We start from the raw sequence: 17,649 nt of genomic DNA on the forward strand, positions 1-17,649 counted from the left end.
CATCCTGGTAGACAAGGAGTAGGAAATGGCGCATAAGAAAGCGGGCGGCAGTTCACGGAATGGTCGTGACAGTTCCGGTCAAAGACGAGGAATTAAGCGCTTCGGCGGTCAGGAGGTCAAGGCTGGCAATATTCTTGTCCGTCAGCTCGGTACCAAGATTCATCCCGGCACCAATGTTGGTTGCGGCCGGGATTATACTCTGTTCGCCACGGTTGACGGGATTGTCACATACGAAGAATTCGGCAAGGATAAGAAAAGAGTAAGTGTATATCCTGCAGTCTGATATTGATCAGACTCTTCTTTCGACAGCAGCGGAGGTTCAAAAACTCGAATACCGGCTAGAGGTATTCGAGTTTTTTCTTTTATGCTGAAACGATATCAAATTCATATTATTTAATTGTGGTTGATCATGGCCTTCATCGATGAAGCGAAATTTTTTGTCAAAGCCGGCGATGGCGGTGATGGCTGTGTGAGTTTTCGCCGGGAAAAATACGTTGCCAAGGGGGGGCCCAATGGCGGCGATGGGGGAAAGGGCGGCGATGTGATCGTCCGGACCAGCAGGAAGATTCAATCCCTCATCGATTTCCGCTTCCGCTCACATTTCAAGGCGGAACGAGGTCGTGGCGGTCAAGGGAAAGACATGCACGGCAGAAAAGGTGAAAATTGCATCATCGAGGTCCCAAACGGGTCGATGATCAAGGACGACGAGACCGGGGAGATTCTCGCCGACCTCCTCCACGATGGTGATACCTATATTGCCGCCCATGGCGGTGATGGCGGATTGGGCAACAGCCGATTTGCCACCGGGACCAACCGGACGCCGCGGTTTGCCTCGAAAGGTGTTCCCGGCGAGGAGCGCTGGCTCAGAATCGAGCTGAAATTGATCGCCGATATCGGCCTGGTTGGATTGCCGAATGCCGGCAAGTCCACCTTGTTGTCAAAACTTTCCGCCGCCAATCCCAAAATAGCCGATTATCCCTTCACCACCCTGGAGCCGCAGTTGGGCGTTCTCCACTTCAAGTTCAGCGAACCCGTGATTATCGCCGATATCCCCGGTCTGATCGAAGGGGCGCATGCCGGTGTCGGGTTGGGGCATAATTTCCTGAGGCATATCGAGAGGACCAGGATTCTCCTCCATATCATTGATGTGTCTGATGACAATTTCAAAAAAAACTTTTATACCATCGAGAAAGAACTCCAGGCATATAAGGAAGAACTCGTTGAACGCACACGCTTTCTGGTGTTGAATAAGATTGATCTCATCGACCCATCTGATGTGCCACGCCGGGCAAAATGGTTTCGTGATAAAGGTTTTGAACCCGTTTCGCTCTCTTGCCTGACAGGGCATGGTATTGAAGAACTGAAGCAGGTGCTTGAGGATTATCTTGCCGAGGCCGAGCATCCCGACCTGTCGTCTGATGAGAGCAAAGACGCCCCCTGAGCCGACGGTTATACAAATGAATTCTCTTCCGCTCTGAAATCATGACTATTCAGGTGCAACGCGATGATGGGCTCTATTTCCGTCAGACCTTGTTCGATAAGGCCAGAAGAGTTGTCATCAAAGTCGGCAGCGCCATCCTCACCGACAAAAACGGTATCAACCGGGCAGTCGTTCAGAACCTCGCCAAGGAAATCAGCTTTCTGCACAGCAGCGGGCGGGAAGTAATTCTTGTAACGTCCGGGGCGGTGGCAGCAGGCAAGAAAAAAATCTCCTTTGTCCCCCATGGTGATATAAGTCTTCCGGAAAAACAGGCCTTTGCAGCGATCGGACAATCGAGTCTGATGCAGACCTACGAAGAGGCATTTGCCCGTCATGGAAAAAATATCGCCCAGATTCTCCTGACCTACTCCGATCTCGCCGACCGGGACAGGTTTCTCAATGTCCGCAATACCATCATGACCCTGTTCCGCTTCGGCGTCATCCCGATCATCAACGAAAACGACACGGTTTCCGTCAAGGAATTGCGCTTCGGCGACAATGATACCCTCGGCGCCCTGGTCACCAATATCATCGAGGCCGACATGTTCATCTGCCTGACCGATGTCGACGGGTTGTACAATGGTGATCCGACCGCCGATAAGGACGCGGCGCCGATATATACCGTGGCCGAGATCACTCCGGAGATCGAACAGATGGTCGGCGGCAGCAGGAGCGATGTCGGGACAGGGGGCATGACCAGCAAACTGAAGGCCGCGAAGATGGTTACGATTCGCGGCGGCAGCGCCTTTATCGGCCCTGGAAGGCGGCAGGATATCCTCCAGGGGTTGTTCGGCGGCGAATTGGTCGGCACCTTTTTTCTCCCACGCCGGGAAAAAATGCACAGCCGCAAGCACTGGATCAGCTTTGTGCTGAAGCCGAAAGGGGCCCTCGTCCTTGACGACGGGGCCGTCCAGGCCATTGCCGGCAAGGGGAAAAGCCTGCTTCCCTCCGGCATTCAGGCGGTGGAGGGTGAATTCGGCGTCGGCGATTCCGTCCGCTGTCTCGCTGCCGACGGGACTGTCGTCGCAGTCGGGTTGATCAGCTATTCCTCGCGCGATGTTGAAAAAATCAAGGGTCTGAAATCAGATCAGATCATCGGAGTCCTTGGCTTCAAGGACAGCGACGAGGTCATCCACCGCGACAACCTCGTTATTCTGTGAACCGGATGCGCAGTATTCAGGATCAAGATATGGACAACACCTCTCTCGCACAGATTATCGACACCATCGCCCGGCAGGCCCGGAAGGCCTCGTACTCGCTGATGTCGCTCTCGACCGCCAAAAAGAATGCCGTCCTGCTGCGGATCGCCGCTCTCCTCGAGGCGGAAAAGGAATATATCCAGGCGGAGAACGGCAGGGATCTCCAGTTGGGGAAGGAAAAAGGCCTGTCGGCGGCGATGCTCAATCGGCTCGAGCTATCCGATGCAGTCATCGCCTCGATGATTACCGGGCTGCGGGAAGTCTGCGCCCTGCCGGATCCGGTCGGTGCGATCCGGGAGATGGTCAAACGGCCGAACGGCCTGCTGGTTGGCCGGATGCGGGTCCCGCTGGGGGTCATCGCCATGATCTACGAATCACGGCCGAATGTGACGATTGACGCCGCGGCCCTGTGTCTCAAGGCGGGCAACGCCGTTATCCTGCGGGGGGGATCGGAGGCTCTGCACAGCAACATGGCCCTGGCGACGATTCTCCAGCGGGCCTTTGCCGAGGAAGGGGTTGATGAAAACGCCGCTCAGGTCATCCCGGTAACCGACCGCCAGGCCGTCAATATCATGCTCGCCCAGGAACAGTATATCGATCTCGTCATCCCGCGAGGAGGGGAGGGACTGATACGGTTTGTCACCGAAACCTCTAAAATTCCGGTGTTGAAACACTACAAGGGGGTCTGTCATATCTTTGTCGACAAGGATGCCGATCTCGACAAGGCGACGCCGATTATCCTCAACGCCAAGGTACAGCGGCCGGGGGTATGCAATGCCCTGGAAGGGCTCCTGCTCGACCGGGCTGTCGCCGAATCATATCTCCCGATAATCGCTGATGCATTAAGCAAAAATGGGGTTGAATTGCGCGGCTGCCCCCGCTGCCTGCGGATCCTGCCGCAGATGACCGCCGCCGGGGATGACGACTGGGGCCGGGAATATCTGGATCTGAAGCTCGTCGTTCGGGTGGTCGACAGCCTCGATGAGGCGCGCACCTATATCCAGCAATACGGGTCGCAGCATACCGAGGCGATTATTACCGAGAACTACTCGACGGCCCAGGAGTTCATCGCCACCATCGACGCCTCGGCCGTCATGGTCAACGCCTCGACCCGGTTCAACGACGGCGGTCAGCTGGGGCTGGGCGCGGAGATCGGCATCAGCACGACCAAACTGCATGCCTATGGACCGATGGGACTGGAGGAGTTGACCACCCGGAAATTTGTCGTTTTCGGCCAGGGGCAGGTTCGCAGTTGAGGGCACGGATCGGCCTGTTCGGCGGGACCTTCGATCCGGTACATTACGGGCATCTCCGCCTTGCTGAGTCAGCGCTGTCCGAATGCGGACTGGACAGGATAGTCTTTATTCCGGCCGCGATGCCGCCGCATAAGGCGGCATCCGAATTGACTCCATTCCACCACCGGGTCGAGATGCTCAGGCTGGCCCTGCACGATCGAACTGAATTTGAATGTTCGCTGGTGGAAGCACAACTTCCGGTGCCCACCTATACCGTCGAAACATTGCGCAATTTTCATCGACAGTATGCCCCGGACACCGATTTCTATTTTCTCACCGGACTGGACGCATTTCTGGAGATACAGACCTGGAAGGAATACAACCGACTGCTGGCAATGGCGTCCTTCGTCGTCTCGGAACGGGAAAGAGAAAAGCTCGCCCCCCTCAAGGCACAACTTGCCGGGGAGCTGGGGTATTCCACGGCTGGTCACATGTGGAAAAGCAATGACGACAGGTTGCCGATCTATTTCCTGACCAAGGCTCCGCTGACTGTATCCTCATCGACAATCAGGCGAAAAATTCGACTGGGAGAACCAATCAATGATATGGTTCCAGAGGTGGTTTACCGGTATATTCGAGCGAATAAGCTGTATCAAGGCAAAGCTGGGCAATAGTCGACGGTCGAGATCGAAGCAGGATACGGGAATATTGTGGAACTCGAAAGTGTCGGGATGCAGTTCCATGCTGAAACAACCGGTGGTGCAGGCGGCTCCGGATCGGGTTGGAGAGGGGATTTTTTCTTAGTATAGTCAACGTGATTGAGTCATGGAAACGTGATACTATGCAACTATCGGGAAAGATAACGGTTTTGATCGCGGATGATTCTCTCGTTTTCCGACGTTTTCTTCGCGACATATTTGAAAATACAATCGATATCGAGATCATTGGTGAAGCAAGGGACGGCATCGAAGCACTTGAACTCGTGCTGAAACAAACGCCTGATGTCATACTCATGGACCTCGAGATGCCGGTAATGGATGGGATGACTGCCCTCCAGCACCTGATGATCCATTGCCCTACGCCCATCATCATGTTCTCCAGTCTCACCAGTGAAGGGACGGCCCGCTGCTTCGATACCCTGAAAAATGGTGCGGTGGATTTTATCTGCAAGGATTTTCTGTTCCAGGAACATAATATTGAGATCTATGGCCAGATCGTCATTCAGAAAGTGATTAACGCCGCCGGTAACACGGTACGATCAATCGAACCGATTTTTACGCTGCAGAAAGGCCATCAGGCCAGGCTGTCCCGAGAAAAGCAGATAATTTTTTGCGAGGAATGCGGTACCCGGCAGAGTGTTGACGGAGACAGAGATCTGGTCCTGCGGGAGATCCGTTGTCAAAATTGCGGGGATATCATCGAAATTCGGAATCATTTCGATAAATTCAGGAGGAATAATTTCATTTCGATTCTGGCCGGTGGTTCGGGTTGTTTTCGCAATCTGCTCAACATCGTGCCAAAACTGGATGCGGATATGGGAGGGGCGCTGATCGTCGTCATCTTTGACGAGGAGAATGCGGTCAGCTCCTTTACCGAATACCTGAACTCGATATGCTCAATGAAGGTGATCCGGGCCCGGGAAAACATGTGCATCGATGGAGGAAATTGCTATATCGTCTCCGGCACGGAGTTGTTCGGCCTCAAACCCTATAGCGCCAATTACAGTTTTCAGCAGCTATCCAGTGATGATGGCAAAAGTCCTCTCGATTTGCTGCTGTCATCGACCGCCGCCGTGTTCAGGAATCGGACCGCGGGAATAATCCTCTCGGGTGATGCCCATGGCGGCGCCGCAGGAATGCAGGCGCTCGTGGAGGCCCAAGGCACGGCATTGATGCTGGACCCAGCCGAATGCTATTGCAAGGGTTTGGGCACCCTGATCCGCAACAATTGTTCGTCAATCTCATCGTTGGGTGAAAACGATCTGATCGCGCAGATTCAGGCGCTTCATTACGGCTCCAAAAGGACGGTGACCGCAGCCTGATCATGGCACTTCTTACGTGATGGGGAAACTCCGGATGGCGTAACACCGGTCGCGTTTGTTCTGTAGAAACTGGTGAGAAAATTGCTCTGGGAAGAACAGGTGCCGCTGATGCGGCAGGGTGTGCACAGGGAACTGGTCCAAAAGGCCTATGGACCGGCGGCCTCTGGAGAGCCGGTCTATCCTCCGCGTCAACACGTGTTCGATGCGATGAGGGTCACCAGTCTTGATAGTGTCAAGGTGGTGATAATCGGTCAGGATCCGTATATCAATGCCCATCCGGGGAAGGGCCCGGAGGCCCATGGACTCTGTTTTTCCGTGAGAAACGGGGTCCCCGAACCGCCATCGCTGCGCAATATCCTGAAGGAAATCAATGACAGCATTTACCAGGGGAAGCCGATCAGTGTCGATAGCGATCTGACACGACTGGCCCAACAAGGGGTGCTGCTCCTCAATGCCAGCCTGACCGTCATCGCCAGGAAGCCCAATTCCCATGCCAATCTCGGCTGGCATGAACTCACGGACGACATCATCAGGACGGTGTCACGACTGAAGGAACACGTGGTTTTCATGCTCTGGGGCTCCTTCGCCCAGAAGAAGGAGCCGCTGATTGATCGCAGAAAACATCTGGTGCTCAAGACCAGCCATCCTTCTCCCCTTTCAGCCCACAGAGGTTTTCTGGGGTCGGGGATCTTCGTCCGTTGCAATGAATACCTGATCCGCCACGGTCAGCAGCCTATCATCTGGTAACACCGCCAAGGCCGTTCCGGTTTCTCCCGGATCATCCGGCAATTGTCTTTATAATATCTTTTTTTCCTATAATTCCATAGAGTTGACCATCGTCGACGACGGGCAGGGTATGGACGTTTTTTTCCGACATGATGGTTGCGATCTCATCGACCGGGGTGGTGGTCGTAACGGTTACCGCCGGTGAGCTGTAGATATCCGCTACGGTGGCCCCGGCTATTTTCCGCATCTCCTGTTCCATCTTGTCTGGATTTTCGAGGAAGAAAAAAGAATCGAGGATTGTGACGATTGTAGGGATGTGAACTTTCTTGTTCTGGTCGATCAGGTCGCTTTCGGTCACGATGCCGAGAACCCTGCCGTCCGGATCGACCACCGGCACGCCGCTGATACCGTGTGCGGACAGCAGCTGCGCCAGTTGCTGAACGGTGGTTTCCAGCGAAACGGTGATAACTTCCCTGGTCATGATATCGGAGGCATTTTTCATTGCTTTACCTTTGGCGGATATGTTTGTGGATGATTGAGGGCAGGACGTCGGCGAGTTCACTGGCGCTGTACCCTACCCCTTGCTGTTGGAAAAGCTCGTCACCTGCCGATCCATGCAGGTACACAGCCATGGCCGCCGCATGCGGCGGCCCGATACCCTGGCAGACGAGGGCGCCGATGACACCGCTCAGTACGTCTCCCATACCGCCGGTTGCCATGCCGGGATTGCCGGTAGTATTGATCATGGCCATGCCATCATCAGCGGCTACGATGGTCCCGGCTCCCTTCAGGACCATGATGATCTGCTGATCGTTGCGCTTGAAGAGCGTGCAGGCCTTGCGCGCCGCCTCGAGTCGATGATCCTGGATTTCCCGGACCGAGGCATTGGCCAGACGACCGAGTTCGCCGGGATGGGGGGTGAAGATCCGTGGCCCGGCAGGCTCGCCGACCTGGTGGGGATGGCCGGCCAGTATGTTCAGCGCATCGGCATCGATGATGAGGGGCTGGTGGACATGCTGGTACAGGAACAGCACCAGCTCGACGGTCTGAGGATTGGTGCCGAGGCCCGGCCCGAGAACGATTGCCTGTTTGTCTATGATCGCCTGAAGGATATGATCACGGTCGGCGATACCGATAAAGGCGGGGCTGTTGCGAAGCGGGATGGTCATCGCCTCGAGGAGTGCGGTTTCAAAAATAGAGTTCAGCATGTGCGGCACACAGAGACTGACCAGGCCGCATCCGCTGCGGAGTGCCCCTTTAGCGGCCAGCAGGGCCGCCCCGGTCTTGCCGGGCGATCCGGCCAGGAGCAGGAGGTGACCATGACTTCCCTTGTGTGATGCCTTGCCACGGATCAGAGGTTTCGCCCACTGCCGGCATGTCGATTCGGTGATGAGCTCTGTAGCGATTTCGGCCTTATAGACCGCTTCCGGGGGAATGCCGATATCGATGATCCGCAGGGCGCCGCTCATATCCGAACTACTGTGGATAAAATGGCCGGGCTTGGGGCAACCGAATGTTGCGGTATAGTCGGCCTTGATGCATTTTCCGAGGATCCGGCCACTGTCCGAATCAAGCCCGGACGGAATATCCACCGACACTACCGGAACCGAGTGCGCGAACTCGGACTGATTGATCAGGTCGATGACGTCGGCGAAGTGGCCGTTGATTTGGCGGCCGAGACCAGTCCCGAAGAGGGCGTCAACAACGGCATAACAGGGAAGACCTCGGGATTCGATCTGTTTGAAGAGCACGGGAATGGTCTTGACCCGAACCTTGCTGTCGATGATATGGAAGGGCAGTTTGAGTTTTTCGACTATATTGAAGTTGACCGCGGCATCACCGGAGAGATGATCGGGGTTGACCATGATGAAGAAAATCGGCTGGCAGCCACGCTGGTGGAGGTGACGACCGATGACAAAACCATCGCCGCCGTTGTTGCCGGGCCCGACAAAGATCAGGGCAAAGGAGTTTTCGCAGGGGCCGAGTTCCCTGATCATCATATGGACAGTTCCAAGCCCGGCGTTTTCCATCAGGACAATCCCGGGAATGCCGAAATCTTCGATGGCGTTGCGATCGAGAGCCCGCATTTCAACAGCTGTTGGCAATTTCATGATAATTTCCTGAAGTTGAGCATGTTGTACGCGAAAGAATAACCACCCATTATGATGTATATAGGCTGCTCAACAGATGTGTCAACGCCTGAAACAAGAAAATCGATTCAGTAATCGAGGTTGAGTGCAATTCATTGCCCAGACTTGGCATTTTGAGCAAGCTCGATGCGTTCCCTGCAGAATTCGCATGGTCTGAAACCGGCATCCATCGCCACCTCGATGTCCCTGAAATCAAGGGTGCAATGCCTGTCGTGATAGTCTTTACAGCCGGCCAGATGAAAGATCCGATTCCTGATATCACCATGGAGCGGAAGCGGTTGCGCCGTCGCGGCGGCAACGATCGGTGCGGTGGTCCTCACCGGTTTTATTTTCTCGATGATGGCGATAATCGCAGAATGGAGACGGTTGAATACCGGTGAGAAGACCTTCCTCAGGTTGATAATGACGAAATTGGTGATTTTTTCCGGTATCAGCAGCTGTTCATTTGACACCTGGCGGATAAAGAAAAGGGCCATCAACAGAATCACCATGTTCGGGCCCCACATCGCCGGACCAATCGGCAGAGTTTGATCCTTGGCCACCATCTTGGCGAAGGTGAAGAGGATATAATAGAGAATAAAAACTGCCAGCCCCATCGGGATGCCGATGGCCCGGCGACCAGGACCGGCCTGCAGTCCGAGAGGCAGCCCGAGCAGACAGAGGATGAGGCAGCCGGCCGGCAGAACCAGCCGCTTATGGTATTCAATGATCAGCACCCTCCCTTTTTCAGTCGAGGTCCCACCGAATTCCCTGGCCTTGGCGAGCAGTTCGGGCATGGCCAGGGTTCCCCGGCTGAAGGCGTTGGCCGCCGCGGAGGGTGGCTGTAGAGGGATGTTGAGCTGGTACCTGTCGAACTGGACCACCTGGGAATTAGGGGTATCCGGCCGGTGGAGGCTGCCGTTGCGGAGGATGATGGTAACCTTCATCCGGTCGATCTCGCTTTTCATCTTGCCGGAGGAGGCCATGGTAATGGTTGGAATGACCTGGCCACGCATATCGGATACCCAGACATCCCGCCATTCTCCGGACTCCTGGTTGATTTTGCCGACGTAGACTACCAGGTCTCCAAGGGCCTCGGTGAACTGGTGTTCCTGGATCCCCTTGTCGATTTTTTCCTTGAGGAGTTGATATGTAAGTTGTTTCATGGCAACTTCGCTTACCGGGATCAGGGCGATGGAGAAATAACTGGTCAGCAGGGCGATGAGCGAGGCGACCACGATGACGGGCGGCAGGATCTGGTATATGCTGATTCCGCCGGCCTTGAAGGCGAGGATCTCCGAATCGTTGGCGAGCCGCGAAAATCCGATGGTGATTCCCATCATTGCGGCCATCGGAATGGAGTAGAGGAACATGTTGGGAAACAGATAGGAAAACAGACGGACGAAATCGGTGAATCCGATCTTCAGATCAAGGACAAAATTGAGGAAGGGGATGAGCTTGACCAGGAAAAACACGCAGTTCATGATCAGAAAGCTGGCGAAAAAGGGAGCCAGCATTTCGGTCGCGAGATAACTGTAGAGAAGGAACGGAAGGCGTAGTGAAGGTGGTTTCATATCCAGGAAATATCAGACTTGCATGATCCCGGTAGGCAGGAAACAGGCTGCCACTGGATCGGTCGGGGAAGTATCTCGAGGACATTACTGAAAAGTGCTTTCACAAACAAGCAGTAAGTTGTCGAATGTCGAGTTTTTGCCTTATGGTGCAACCGAAGTGAAAAAAATATGGATGTGCGAAGCGTAGATGCAGGCCTGCTTCAGGCCTGGGCAAGACAGCTGCAGGACGATTTCGGCCAGATCTGTTTCCAATATTCCCTTCATCTGGTCCACCCGGTCATCGAAATCATCGAAACAACCGAAACCCTCGGGCGCTGGCAACGGCACATCCGGACCATCGGTATCAGCCGCCATGTGGTTGTCAACCATGGCTGGGATATGACCATCAATGTCCTGAAGCACGAGATGGCGCATCAGATCTGCGACGAGCTGTTCGGCGGTCATGAGATGCCGCATGACAGCCGGTTCCGCCAGGCATGCGATATGCTGGGACTGCCGGAGGAATTCAGCCGGGCCCGCCTTCATCCCGCCTTGCTCCAGACCCCGATGGCGGCCGCCACTCACGGCGATGACCGCCGGGGAAGGTTGATCGAGAAGGTCCGCAAGGTCCTGGCGCTGTCCCAATCGGCCAACGAACATGAAGCCCGGCTGGCCCTGGAGATGGCGGTGCGGATCATGAACCGGCATGAACTGGAGAGAGCCGAGGTGGAACGACCACTCGACAAGGTGACCTACAGGATCATCTCCCTTGCCCGGCAACGGGTCCAGCTCTACCAACGGTTGATCGCCTCGCTGCTTTCCCGCCATTTCAATGTGAGACTTATCCATTCCCGAATCTATGATCCCGAGGCCGATGCGGTATGCAGGTCGTTTGAGATTTTCGGCCGCAGGGACTATGTGGAAATTGCCGAGTACTGCTACCATTTTCTGGAACACAGACTGGCGGCGCTCTGGCATGCCCACCGCCATGGTCTTCCAGGGGGGGCACGAGGGATGAAGAACAGCTATTGTTGCGGGGTGCTGCAAGGGTTCGAACAGAACCTGACCCGGAATCGAAAAGATGAAAAGGCGGCGGGAGGGGGGAAGGCCGGCGGCAGGCACCTCGACGTGGTTCAATTGCACCCCGTCGCCGGCGATCGCGAGGTGGAAGCCCTGCTGGCCAGAAGGCATCCGCGGCTGAAAAAACAGGGCGGCAGGAAAACCCGGGTCGATCCGGGCCTGTATTCCCTGGGGATGGCCGCGGGGCGGGAGATAACGCTCAGGGCCGGGATCGGGGAAGGGACGGCTGACGGTTGCGGCCCCAACCTGCTGCCGGAAAATTAATTATCGAGGGACAAGGAGTCGACATGCACCTGTTTGAGACCAAGGATGGGGACCGCTGGGTGTGCATCACCTGTGCGGAGGAAAAGAAAGAGTTGATCGAGGAGAATGGCTGGGAATGGATCCTCGATCGGGATGACATGGTCCTGCGCTGCGTCCTCTGCGGCCACCCCGATTACGATATCGAGGATTGACCCGTCAACCGCGGTCAATGCGCCTTCTTTGCCACGATACCTCGCGGGGAAGAAGGCGCATCGCCGGCATCAACCTTTGGTCTCCGACAGCGGGGATTCGATGGTGACATCGAGCCAGTGCTCGTCCCACCATTCCTTCGGCATCGAGAAAACGCCGTTGATCAGCATCGAAAAATGCAGGTGGTCACCGCCGGCCATCCCCGAGGTGCCGGTCAGACCGAGGATTTTCCCCTTCTCCAGGGTGTCGCCGACGGCGACATTGATCTGGCTCAAGTGCGAGTAGAGGCTGAAGACGCCCTGGCCATGGTCGAGGATCACCATGTTGCCATAGATGCCGAGGTAGTCGGCAAAGACCACCTTGCCGGTGTTGGCGGCCTGGACGCCGATCCGCTCGGTCGAGGCGATGTCGACGCCGAGGTGGACCTGCTTGTCGATCTCCTTGTCCTGGTAGTAGTAGGTGCGGTGATCGGCAAAGCCGGCCTTGGGACTGCCCAGCATGCGCAGGAACTTGCCTTTCCATAGCCGCTCAGGGGTCGCTTTGACACATGCCTCGGAGATGATCTTGTTGTTGGCGTCACGGATGGCGTTGTTGATATAGAGATATTTTTCTACCGGGGTGCCCTGCATTTCCGGATAATGCTGTTCGAACTCGGGAATCTTGGCGTTGAGGAAGCCGTCGCCGATATTGATGCGGTCATGCTGCCGGGCGATCTTCTGGAAGACCGGGGTAAACCCCATGATCGCCGTATTGCCGGCCCTGTCGGTGGCGCTGACCTTGGCCTCGGCGACACCTTCGGTATCATAGGGCAGGGCAAAGTAGGCGATGTAGGTATTCGGGCGATCGGCCCCGACAGGGTACCCGGGATTGGTCCGACCGTTGATGGTCACGCCATGGGAACAGTCGGGCTCGGAGACCCGGTAGATGGCAATTCCGGTGCCGCCGGGGGAGATATAGCGCTCACCGTGGAGCAGTTGGACCACCGGCGGTTTGAGGTCGAGGGTGATGTCCCTGGTCACCGTCGTGCCGTTGCCGGCCAGCAGTCCTCTGAACGAGAAGTCCCGCGCTTCGAGGGTAACCTGGATCTTTCCTTCCTTGAAGCCGAATTTCTGTGGTTCGAAGGTGATCTCCCCCTTTTCTTCGGCTGGACCGATTCTGCCGAGATAGCCGGTTCGGGGGTTTTCCTTCAACGACAGTTGCTTTGTCGTCTCTCCCTGGACGGCGGTGAGGGTCACCTTGCGGATGCCGCTTTTACCATCGGTGACCGTGTAACCGATTTTTGCCTGTTTTCCTATGTAGTTGGGGTTATCTTTGAAGGAGGCGAGGGGCTTCTCTCCTTCAAAAAAGAGGAAGAATGCGGTGGTGCCGGCAACGAGCAGGACGACAGAGAAAAAAATGAGAATAAATTTTCCGATTTTGCCGGAACCGCTGGTCTTTTTTTTCAACCTTCTGGTCTTCATAGTCTGGAAATATCCTTGAATCAAATCTGGAATGGGGAAATCGAAACAAGATCAACGCTGCCAGATGATCTCGTATTTTTCGATATGGAGATCCTTTGCCGGGGAGATGACCAACCGCTTGGAGATCTCCTGCTCGAGTTGGAGAATGGTCAATTCTTCTTCCTTCAGCAGTATGTCGGCGATGCGCGGATGGACCCGGACGGTCACGGTGTTGCCTGAGGCCTTGGCCGCATTGCGGCTGAGCTTTCGGAAGATATCGTAGCAGATCGTCCGGCGCGACTTCAACATCCCTTCGCCGGCGCAGTAATGGCAGGGTTCGCACATCAGCTGGTGGAGGTTTTCACTGTTTCTCTTCCTGGTCATCTGGACCAGGCCGAACTCGGAGAGCTTGAGGATGTTGATCCTGCTCTTGTCCTTCTTGACGGCCTCCTTGAAGGTGGTGAAGAGTTCCTCGCGATGGAACTCATCCTCCATGTCGATGAAGTCGATGATGATGATCCCGCCGATGTTGCGCAGGCGGAGCTGGTAGGCGATCTCCTTGGCGGCCTCGATATTGGTCTTGAAGATCGTCTCGTTGAGGTCGTTCTTGCCGACAAACCGACCGGTGTTGACGTCGATGACGGAGAGGGCCTCGGTACTCTCGATGATGATATAGCCGCCGGAACGGAGCCAGACCTTTTTCTCGATGGCCCGATTGATCTCGACCTCGATGCCGTGGGCTTCGAACAGGGGACTCTCACCCTGGTACAGGGATATCCTTTCCTGCAGCTGCGGGGCGAAGGCGCGGACGAAATGGAGCAGCTTGTCATAGGCGGCCTTCTCGTCGATGATCAACCGGTCGACATCGTTGGTGAACAGGTCGCGGACCGAACGGAGGGTGATGTCGAGGTCCTCGTAGACCAGGGCAGGGGATTTCGAGCTCCTGGCGAGATCCCTGATCTCGTCCCAGAGGAGCATCAGAAATTCCATGTCGGCTTCGAGTTCCTCCACCTTGGCGTGCTCGGCGACCGTCCTGACGATGAAACCGGTGCCCTGCGGTCTGATCTCCTCGATCTGTTCCTTGAGGATGGTGCGGATTTCCTCATTTTCAATTTTGCGCGACACCCCGATGTGATCGGTCAGGGGGATGAAGACCAGGTTGCGGCAGGGCAGGGTGATATGGCAGGTCAGTCGGGCGCCCTTGGTGCCTATCGGATCCTTGCTGACCTGGACCAGCACGTCCTGGCCCTCGATAAGAAGATCCTCGATATTGGCGCCATGGGATCGCCTGCCGTTGATTTCAACGGGGGCGGGCGACAACTCGTCCATGGCCGGCGACGATTCCTGGCCGAGCATCCGCTTCTCGATATCCTTTTCGGAGATGTGGACATCATCGACGTAGAGAAAACCGGTGCGTTCGAGGCCGATGTCGACGAAGGCCGCCTGCATTCCCGGCAGGACTCGGACAATCCGGCCGCGGTAGATGTTGCCCTTGAGACCTTTCTCCATAGGTCTCTGCATGTGGAATTCGGTCAGGACACCATTTTCGACAAGGGCCAGTCGGACTTCATAGCTCCTTGAATTGATGAGAATATCAGTGCTCATTGGCTGGGTAGTGCATCTTTTATTTAAACTTCTTCAGAAGAATGGTTATATTTTTTGAACTTCTCAGTATACAGCATCTCATATCCGAATCGCCATAAATATTGAAGATATAATATATAATTATAATTTATTATCCGTGCAGCCTCTGATTCTCCCAGTCTCGGTCATCATCCCGACCTACAACCGCCAGGACGTGCTGGTGCGAGCCCTGCGCTCGGTGTGCCGCCAATCGGTGCGGTGCGAGGAGATTGTCGTAGTCGACGACGCCTCGACCGATGGCAGCAGGGAGGCTGTCGAGGCCGGTTTCGATCGGGGCGGTCCCCCTGCCATCCGCTGGTTCCGGCTCCCGTCGAACCGGGGGCCGGCCGCAGCGAGGAATTTCGGGATACGGCAGGCCCGGTGCGGGATGATCGCCTTTCTCGACTCCGATGATCACTGGCGGCCGAAGAAACTGGAACGTCAGGCGGAAACGATGGAGCGTTTTCCGGAATACCTGATCAGTCACACCCGGGAAAGGTGGCTGCGACGGGGACAGCATCTCAATCAGAAATACAGGCATGTCCCCCGGCATGGGGACATCTTTTCCCATTGTCTCGAGCTCTGCGCCGTCGGGATGTCGACGGTCATGGTCCGCCGTGAGATCTTCGCCACGGTGGGTCTGTTCGATGAACGGATGCACTGCTGCGAGGACCATGATTTCTGGCTGCGGGTCAGCTGTCGCTATCCTTTCCTTCTCGTCGACGAGGAGTTGACCGTGAAAGAAGGCGGCAGGGACGACCAGCTTTCCCGCCAGCACCGGGTGGGGATGGATCGCCTGCGCATCGGTTCCCTGACCCGGCTCGTGCAGTCCGGTGTCCTCAACGCCGAACAACGGCAGCAGACCCTGCAGGGGTTGCGGCGGAAATGCGAGATCTACGGCAAGGGCTGCTGCAAACATGGCAGGGAAGAGGAGGGCCGGCGGTACCTCGACCTTGCCGCCAGAATTTCCCCGGAGGCTGGTGAGAAATGGACGCCGTGAATGCAACCCGATCCTGGCGGGATCCCTCCCGCTACATCCGCCATATCCACGTGGAGGAAAACTGTGTCGATCTGGCGGTGACCCGGGAGATCCTCGAGCGGGCGCAGCTGCCATGGTCGGTCGTCACCGAGAACCGCCCATCTGTAGAATTCGCCGATGGTTACCCGTTCAGTCTCGGCCAAGGCAAGCAGCATCTTTATCTCTGTCGCAACCGCGGCCGGTTTTTCAAGCCCTGTCCCGGGACGAAGGAATACCGCTGTTGCGGCTATGAGGTCCTCGGCACCGGCATGAACTGCCCGATGGACTGCGTCTACTGCATTCTCCAGGCCTACCTCAACACCCCGTGGATCACCCACCATGTCAATACCGACGAGCTGCTGGCGGAACTGGACCAGGTCCTCGACGCCGACCCCGGGCGTCTGCACCGTATCGGCACCGGCGAGTTTACCGATTCCCTCGCCCTCGACCGCCTGACCGGGCTGAGCCGAACCCTGGTCCCCTATTTCGCCGGCAAACCCAACGCCGTGCTTGAGTTGAAGACCAAGAGCGCCGTCGTCGACAACCTGGCGGCCCTCGATCATCGCGGCCGGACGGTGATCGCCTGGTCGTTGAACAGCCCGCTGGTCATGCGCCGGGAGGAGCTGCGATCGGCATCTTTGGAAGAGCGGATCGATGCCGCCCGGCGCTGCGCCGGCTGGGGATACAGGCTGGCCTTCCATTTCGATCCGATCATCGATCATCCCGGGTGGGAGGAAGGCTACGCCGAGACGATCCGCATGCTGTTCGCCCGGGTGCCGGCCCAATCGATTGCCTGGATTTCCCTCGGCGCCCTGCGGTTTCTCCCGAAACTGAAAGAGATCGGGATTGGACGGTTTCCAGGGTCGAGGATCTATTTCCAGGAATTCATCGATGGACTCGACGGCAAGTGCCGCTATTACCGTAAGCGCAGAGTCGGATTGTACCGCTATATTCATGACCGGCTCAGGCGCTATGCCGATCCTCGGACCTGCATCTATTTCTGTATGGAGAGCAGGGAAATATGGCGCGAGGTCATGGGCTTCGATCCCGAGGAGGTGGGCGGCATCGCCGCCATGCTCGACCGGACGGTTTTCCCCGATCATGACCGGCTGCAACGATAGCCGTTGTCCTCTGCCGACCGCCGAAGAACCGATAATCGCTTGTCCTTTCGAATTTCCAGCGTATACTGCACCTCGGAATATATGTCACCACATCATCAAAGAAGGAGAAACCACCATGTTGAATAAAGTCATGCTCATCGGCAATCTGGGCAAGGACCCCGAGATCCGCTATACCCAGGCCGGGACTGCGGTCGCCACCTTCAATGTCGCCACGACCGAGCGGTTCAAGGGGAAGGATGGCCAGATGCAGGACCAGACCGAATGGCACCGGGTCGTGGCCTGGTCCCGTCTGGCCGAGATCTGCGGCGAATACCTCCATAAAGGCTCGAAGGTCTATATCGAGGGGAGGCTGCAGACGCGAAAATGGACCGATCAGAACGGCAACGAGAAATACACCACCGAGATCATCGCCAGGGAAATGAAGATGCTGAGCCCGCGCGGCGGCACCGACCAGGATTCCTCTGGCGGATATCAGGAGCCGCCTTTTCCGGACGCCCCTGCCGGCATGATGGGGACCGGAGAAGATGTCCCGTTCTGAGCTGCGGCACCGGC

The 17,649-nt window shown here is 56.3% G+C and carries 18 protein-coding genes; 12 read left to right on the top strand and 6 right to left on the bottom strand.

Annotated features, from left to right (window positions below; all coding sequences use genetic code 11):
• Nucleotides 1–25 precede the first annotated feature (25 nt).
• Entirely contained in the window at nt 26–283 is a 258-nt protein-coding gene (gene rpmA, locus ACWGKN_RS06105; protein ID WP_035229099.1) for a 50S ribosomal protein L27, read from the top strand.
• Between the two features lie 36 nt (nt 284–319).
• Here the strand turns inward: rpmA and ACWGKN_RS06110 are convergent, their stop codons facing one another.
• The gene (locus ACWGKN_RS06110; RefSeq protein WP_424252825.1) at nt 320–571 is read right to left on the bottom strand and encodes a hypothetical protein; all 252 of its coding nucleotides are present in this window, start codon (nt 569–571) and stop codon (nt 320–322) included.
• Here ACWGKN_RS06110 and obgE point away from each other — a divergent pair.
• The 6 genes from obgE (at nt 470) to ung (ending at nt 6,702) form a co-directional block, all read left to right on the top strand.
• Nucleotides 470–1,441: a GTPase ObgE gene (obgE, locus tag ACWGKN_RS06115; RefSeq protein WP_424252823.1), complete on the top strand. Its 972-nt coding sequence runs from the start codon at nt 470–472 to the stop codon at nt 1,439–1,441. The genes ACWGKN_RS06110 and obgE overlap by 102 nt on opposite strands.
• A 41-nt stretch (nt 1,442–1,482) precedes the next feature.
• A complete protein-coding gene (gene proB, locus ACWGKN_RS06120) occupies nt 1,483–2,640 on the top strand; it encodes a glutamate 5-kinase (RefSeq protein WP_052159910.1) in 1,158 nt (385 codons plus the stop codon).
• Nucleotides 2,641–2,669: 29 nt separating this feature from the next.
• A complete protein-coding gene (locus ACWGKN_RS06125) occupies nt 2,670–3,935 on the top strand; it encodes a glutamate-5-semialdehyde dehydrogenase (RefSeq protein ID WP_035229098.1) in 1,266 nt (421 codons plus the stop codon).
• Entirely contained in the window at nt 3,932–4,588 is a 657-nt protein-coding gene (gene nadD / locus ACWGKN_RS06130) for a nicotinate-nucleotide adenylyltransferase (RefSeq protein ID WP_035229097.1), read from the top strand. Before ACWGKN_RS06125 ends, nadD begins: the two co-directional genes overlap by 4 nt.
• Before the next feature lie 167 nt (nt 4,589–4,755).
• Nucleotides 4,756–5,955, top strand: a complete 1,200-nt coding sequence (locus ACWGKN_RS06135) for a chemotaxis protein CheB (protein WP_452094875.1) — start codon at nt 4,756–4,758, stop codon at nt 5,953–5,955.
• Nucleotides 5,956–6,027: 72 nt separating this feature from the next.
• Entirely contained in the window at nt 6,028–6,702 is a 675-nt protein-coding gene (ung, locus tag ACWGKN_RS06140) for a uracil-DNA glycosylase (RefSeq protein ID WP_424256305.1), read from the top strand.
• 31 nt (nt 6,703–6,733) lie between these two features.
• Here ung and ACWGKN_RS06145 read toward each other — a convergent pair whose 3' ends face one another.
• The 3 genes from ACWGKN_RS06145 to lptF form a co-directional block, all read right to left on the bottom strand.
• The gene (locus ACWGKN_RS06145) at nt 6,734–7,183 is read right to left on the bottom strand and encodes a CBS domain-containing protein (RefSeq protein WP_035229094.1); all 450 of its coding nucleotides are present in this window, start codon (nt 7,181–7,183) and stop codon (nt 6,734–6,736) included.
• Nucleotides 7,184–7,187: 4 nt separating this feature from the next.
• Entirely contained in the window at nt 7,188–8,792 is a 1,605-nt protein-coding gene (locus ACWGKN_RS06150) for a bifunctional ADP-dependent NAD(P)H-hydrate dehydratase/NAD(P)H-hydrate epimerase (RefSeq protein ID WP_035229093.1), read from the bottom strand.
• A 131-nt stretch (nt 8,793–8,923) separates the two neighbouring features.
• Complete coding sequence (gene lptF, locus ACWGKN_RS06155) at nt 8,924–10,384, bottom strand: LPS export ABC transporter permease LptF (RefSeq protein WP_452094876.1); 1,461 nt, start codon at nt 10,382–10,384, stop codon at nt 8,924–8,926.
• Nucleotides 10,385–10,552: 168 nt separating this feature from the next.
• Between lptF and ACWGKN_RS06160 the strand changes: the two genes are divergently transcribed.
• A complete protein-coding gene (locus ACWGKN_RS06160) occupies nt 10,553–11,707 on the top strand; it encodes a SprT-like domain-containing protein (RefSeq protein ID WP_452094877.1) in 1,155 nt (384 codons plus the stop codon).
• A 23-nt stretch (nt 11,708–11,730) separates the two neighbouring features.
• Nucleotides 11,731–11,898 carry a hypothetical protein gene (locus ACWGKN_RS06165; RefSeq protein ID WP_424256302.1) on the top strand — a complete coding sequence of 56 codons (168 nt, stop codon included), beginning with the start codon at nt 11,731–11,733 and terminating at the stop codon, nt 11,896–11,898.
• 69 nt (nt 11,899–11,967) lie between these two features.
• Here the strand turns inward: ACWGKN_RS06165 and ACWGKN_RS06170 are convergent, their stop codons facing one another.
• Both ACWGKN_RS06170 and ACWGKN_RS06175 read right to left on the bottom strand, forming a co-directional pair.
• A complete protein-coding gene (locus tag ACWGKN_RS06170; RefSeq protein WP_035229091.1) occupies nt 11,968–13,356 on the bottom strand; it encodes a M23 family metallopeptidase in 1,389 nt (462 codons plus the stop codon).
• Between the two features lie 51 nt (nt 13,357–13,407).
• Nucleotides 13,408–14,940 carry an Rne/Rng family ribonuclease gene (locus ACWGKN_RS06175; RefSeq protein ID WP_035229090.1) on the bottom strand — a complete coding sequence of 511 codons (1,533 nt, stop codon included), beginning with the start codon at nt 14,938–14,940 and terminating at the stop codon, nt 13,408–13,410.
• A 136-nt stretch (nt 14,941–15,076) separates the two neighbouring features.
• On the opposite strand from ACWGKN_RS06175, the gene ACWGKN_RS06180 reads away from it, so the two are divergent.
• The 3 genes from ACWGKN_RS06180 to ACWGKN_RS06190 all read left to right on the top strand — a co-directional run bounded on the left by ACWGKN_RS06180 (nt 15,077) and on the right by ACWGKN_RS06190 (nt 17,635).
• Nucleotides 15,077–15,958, top strand: coding sequence for a glycosyltransferase family 2 protein (locus ACWGKN_RS06180; protein WP_035229088.1), 882 nt, complete (start codon nt 15,077–15,079; stop codon nt 15,956–15,958).
• Nucleotides 15,946–17,097, top strand: a complete 1,152-nt coding sequence (locus ACWGKN_RS06185; protein WP_035229087.1) for an SPL family radical SAM protein — start codon at nt 15,946–15,948, stop codon at nt 17,095–17,097. Before ACWGKN_RS06180 ends, ACWGKN_RS06185 begins: the two co-directional genes overlap by 13 nt.
• Nucleotides 17,098–17,212: 115 nt before the next feature.
• A complete protein-coding gene (locus ACWGKN_RS06190; RefSeq protein WP_035229085.1) occupies nt 17,213–17,635 on the top strand; it encodes a single-stranded DNA-binding protein in 423 nt (140 codons plus the stop codon).
• Nucleotides 17,636–17,649 lie beyond the last annotated feature (14 nt).

The sequence above is a fragment of the Desulfoprunum sp. genome (assembly GCF_053613775.1).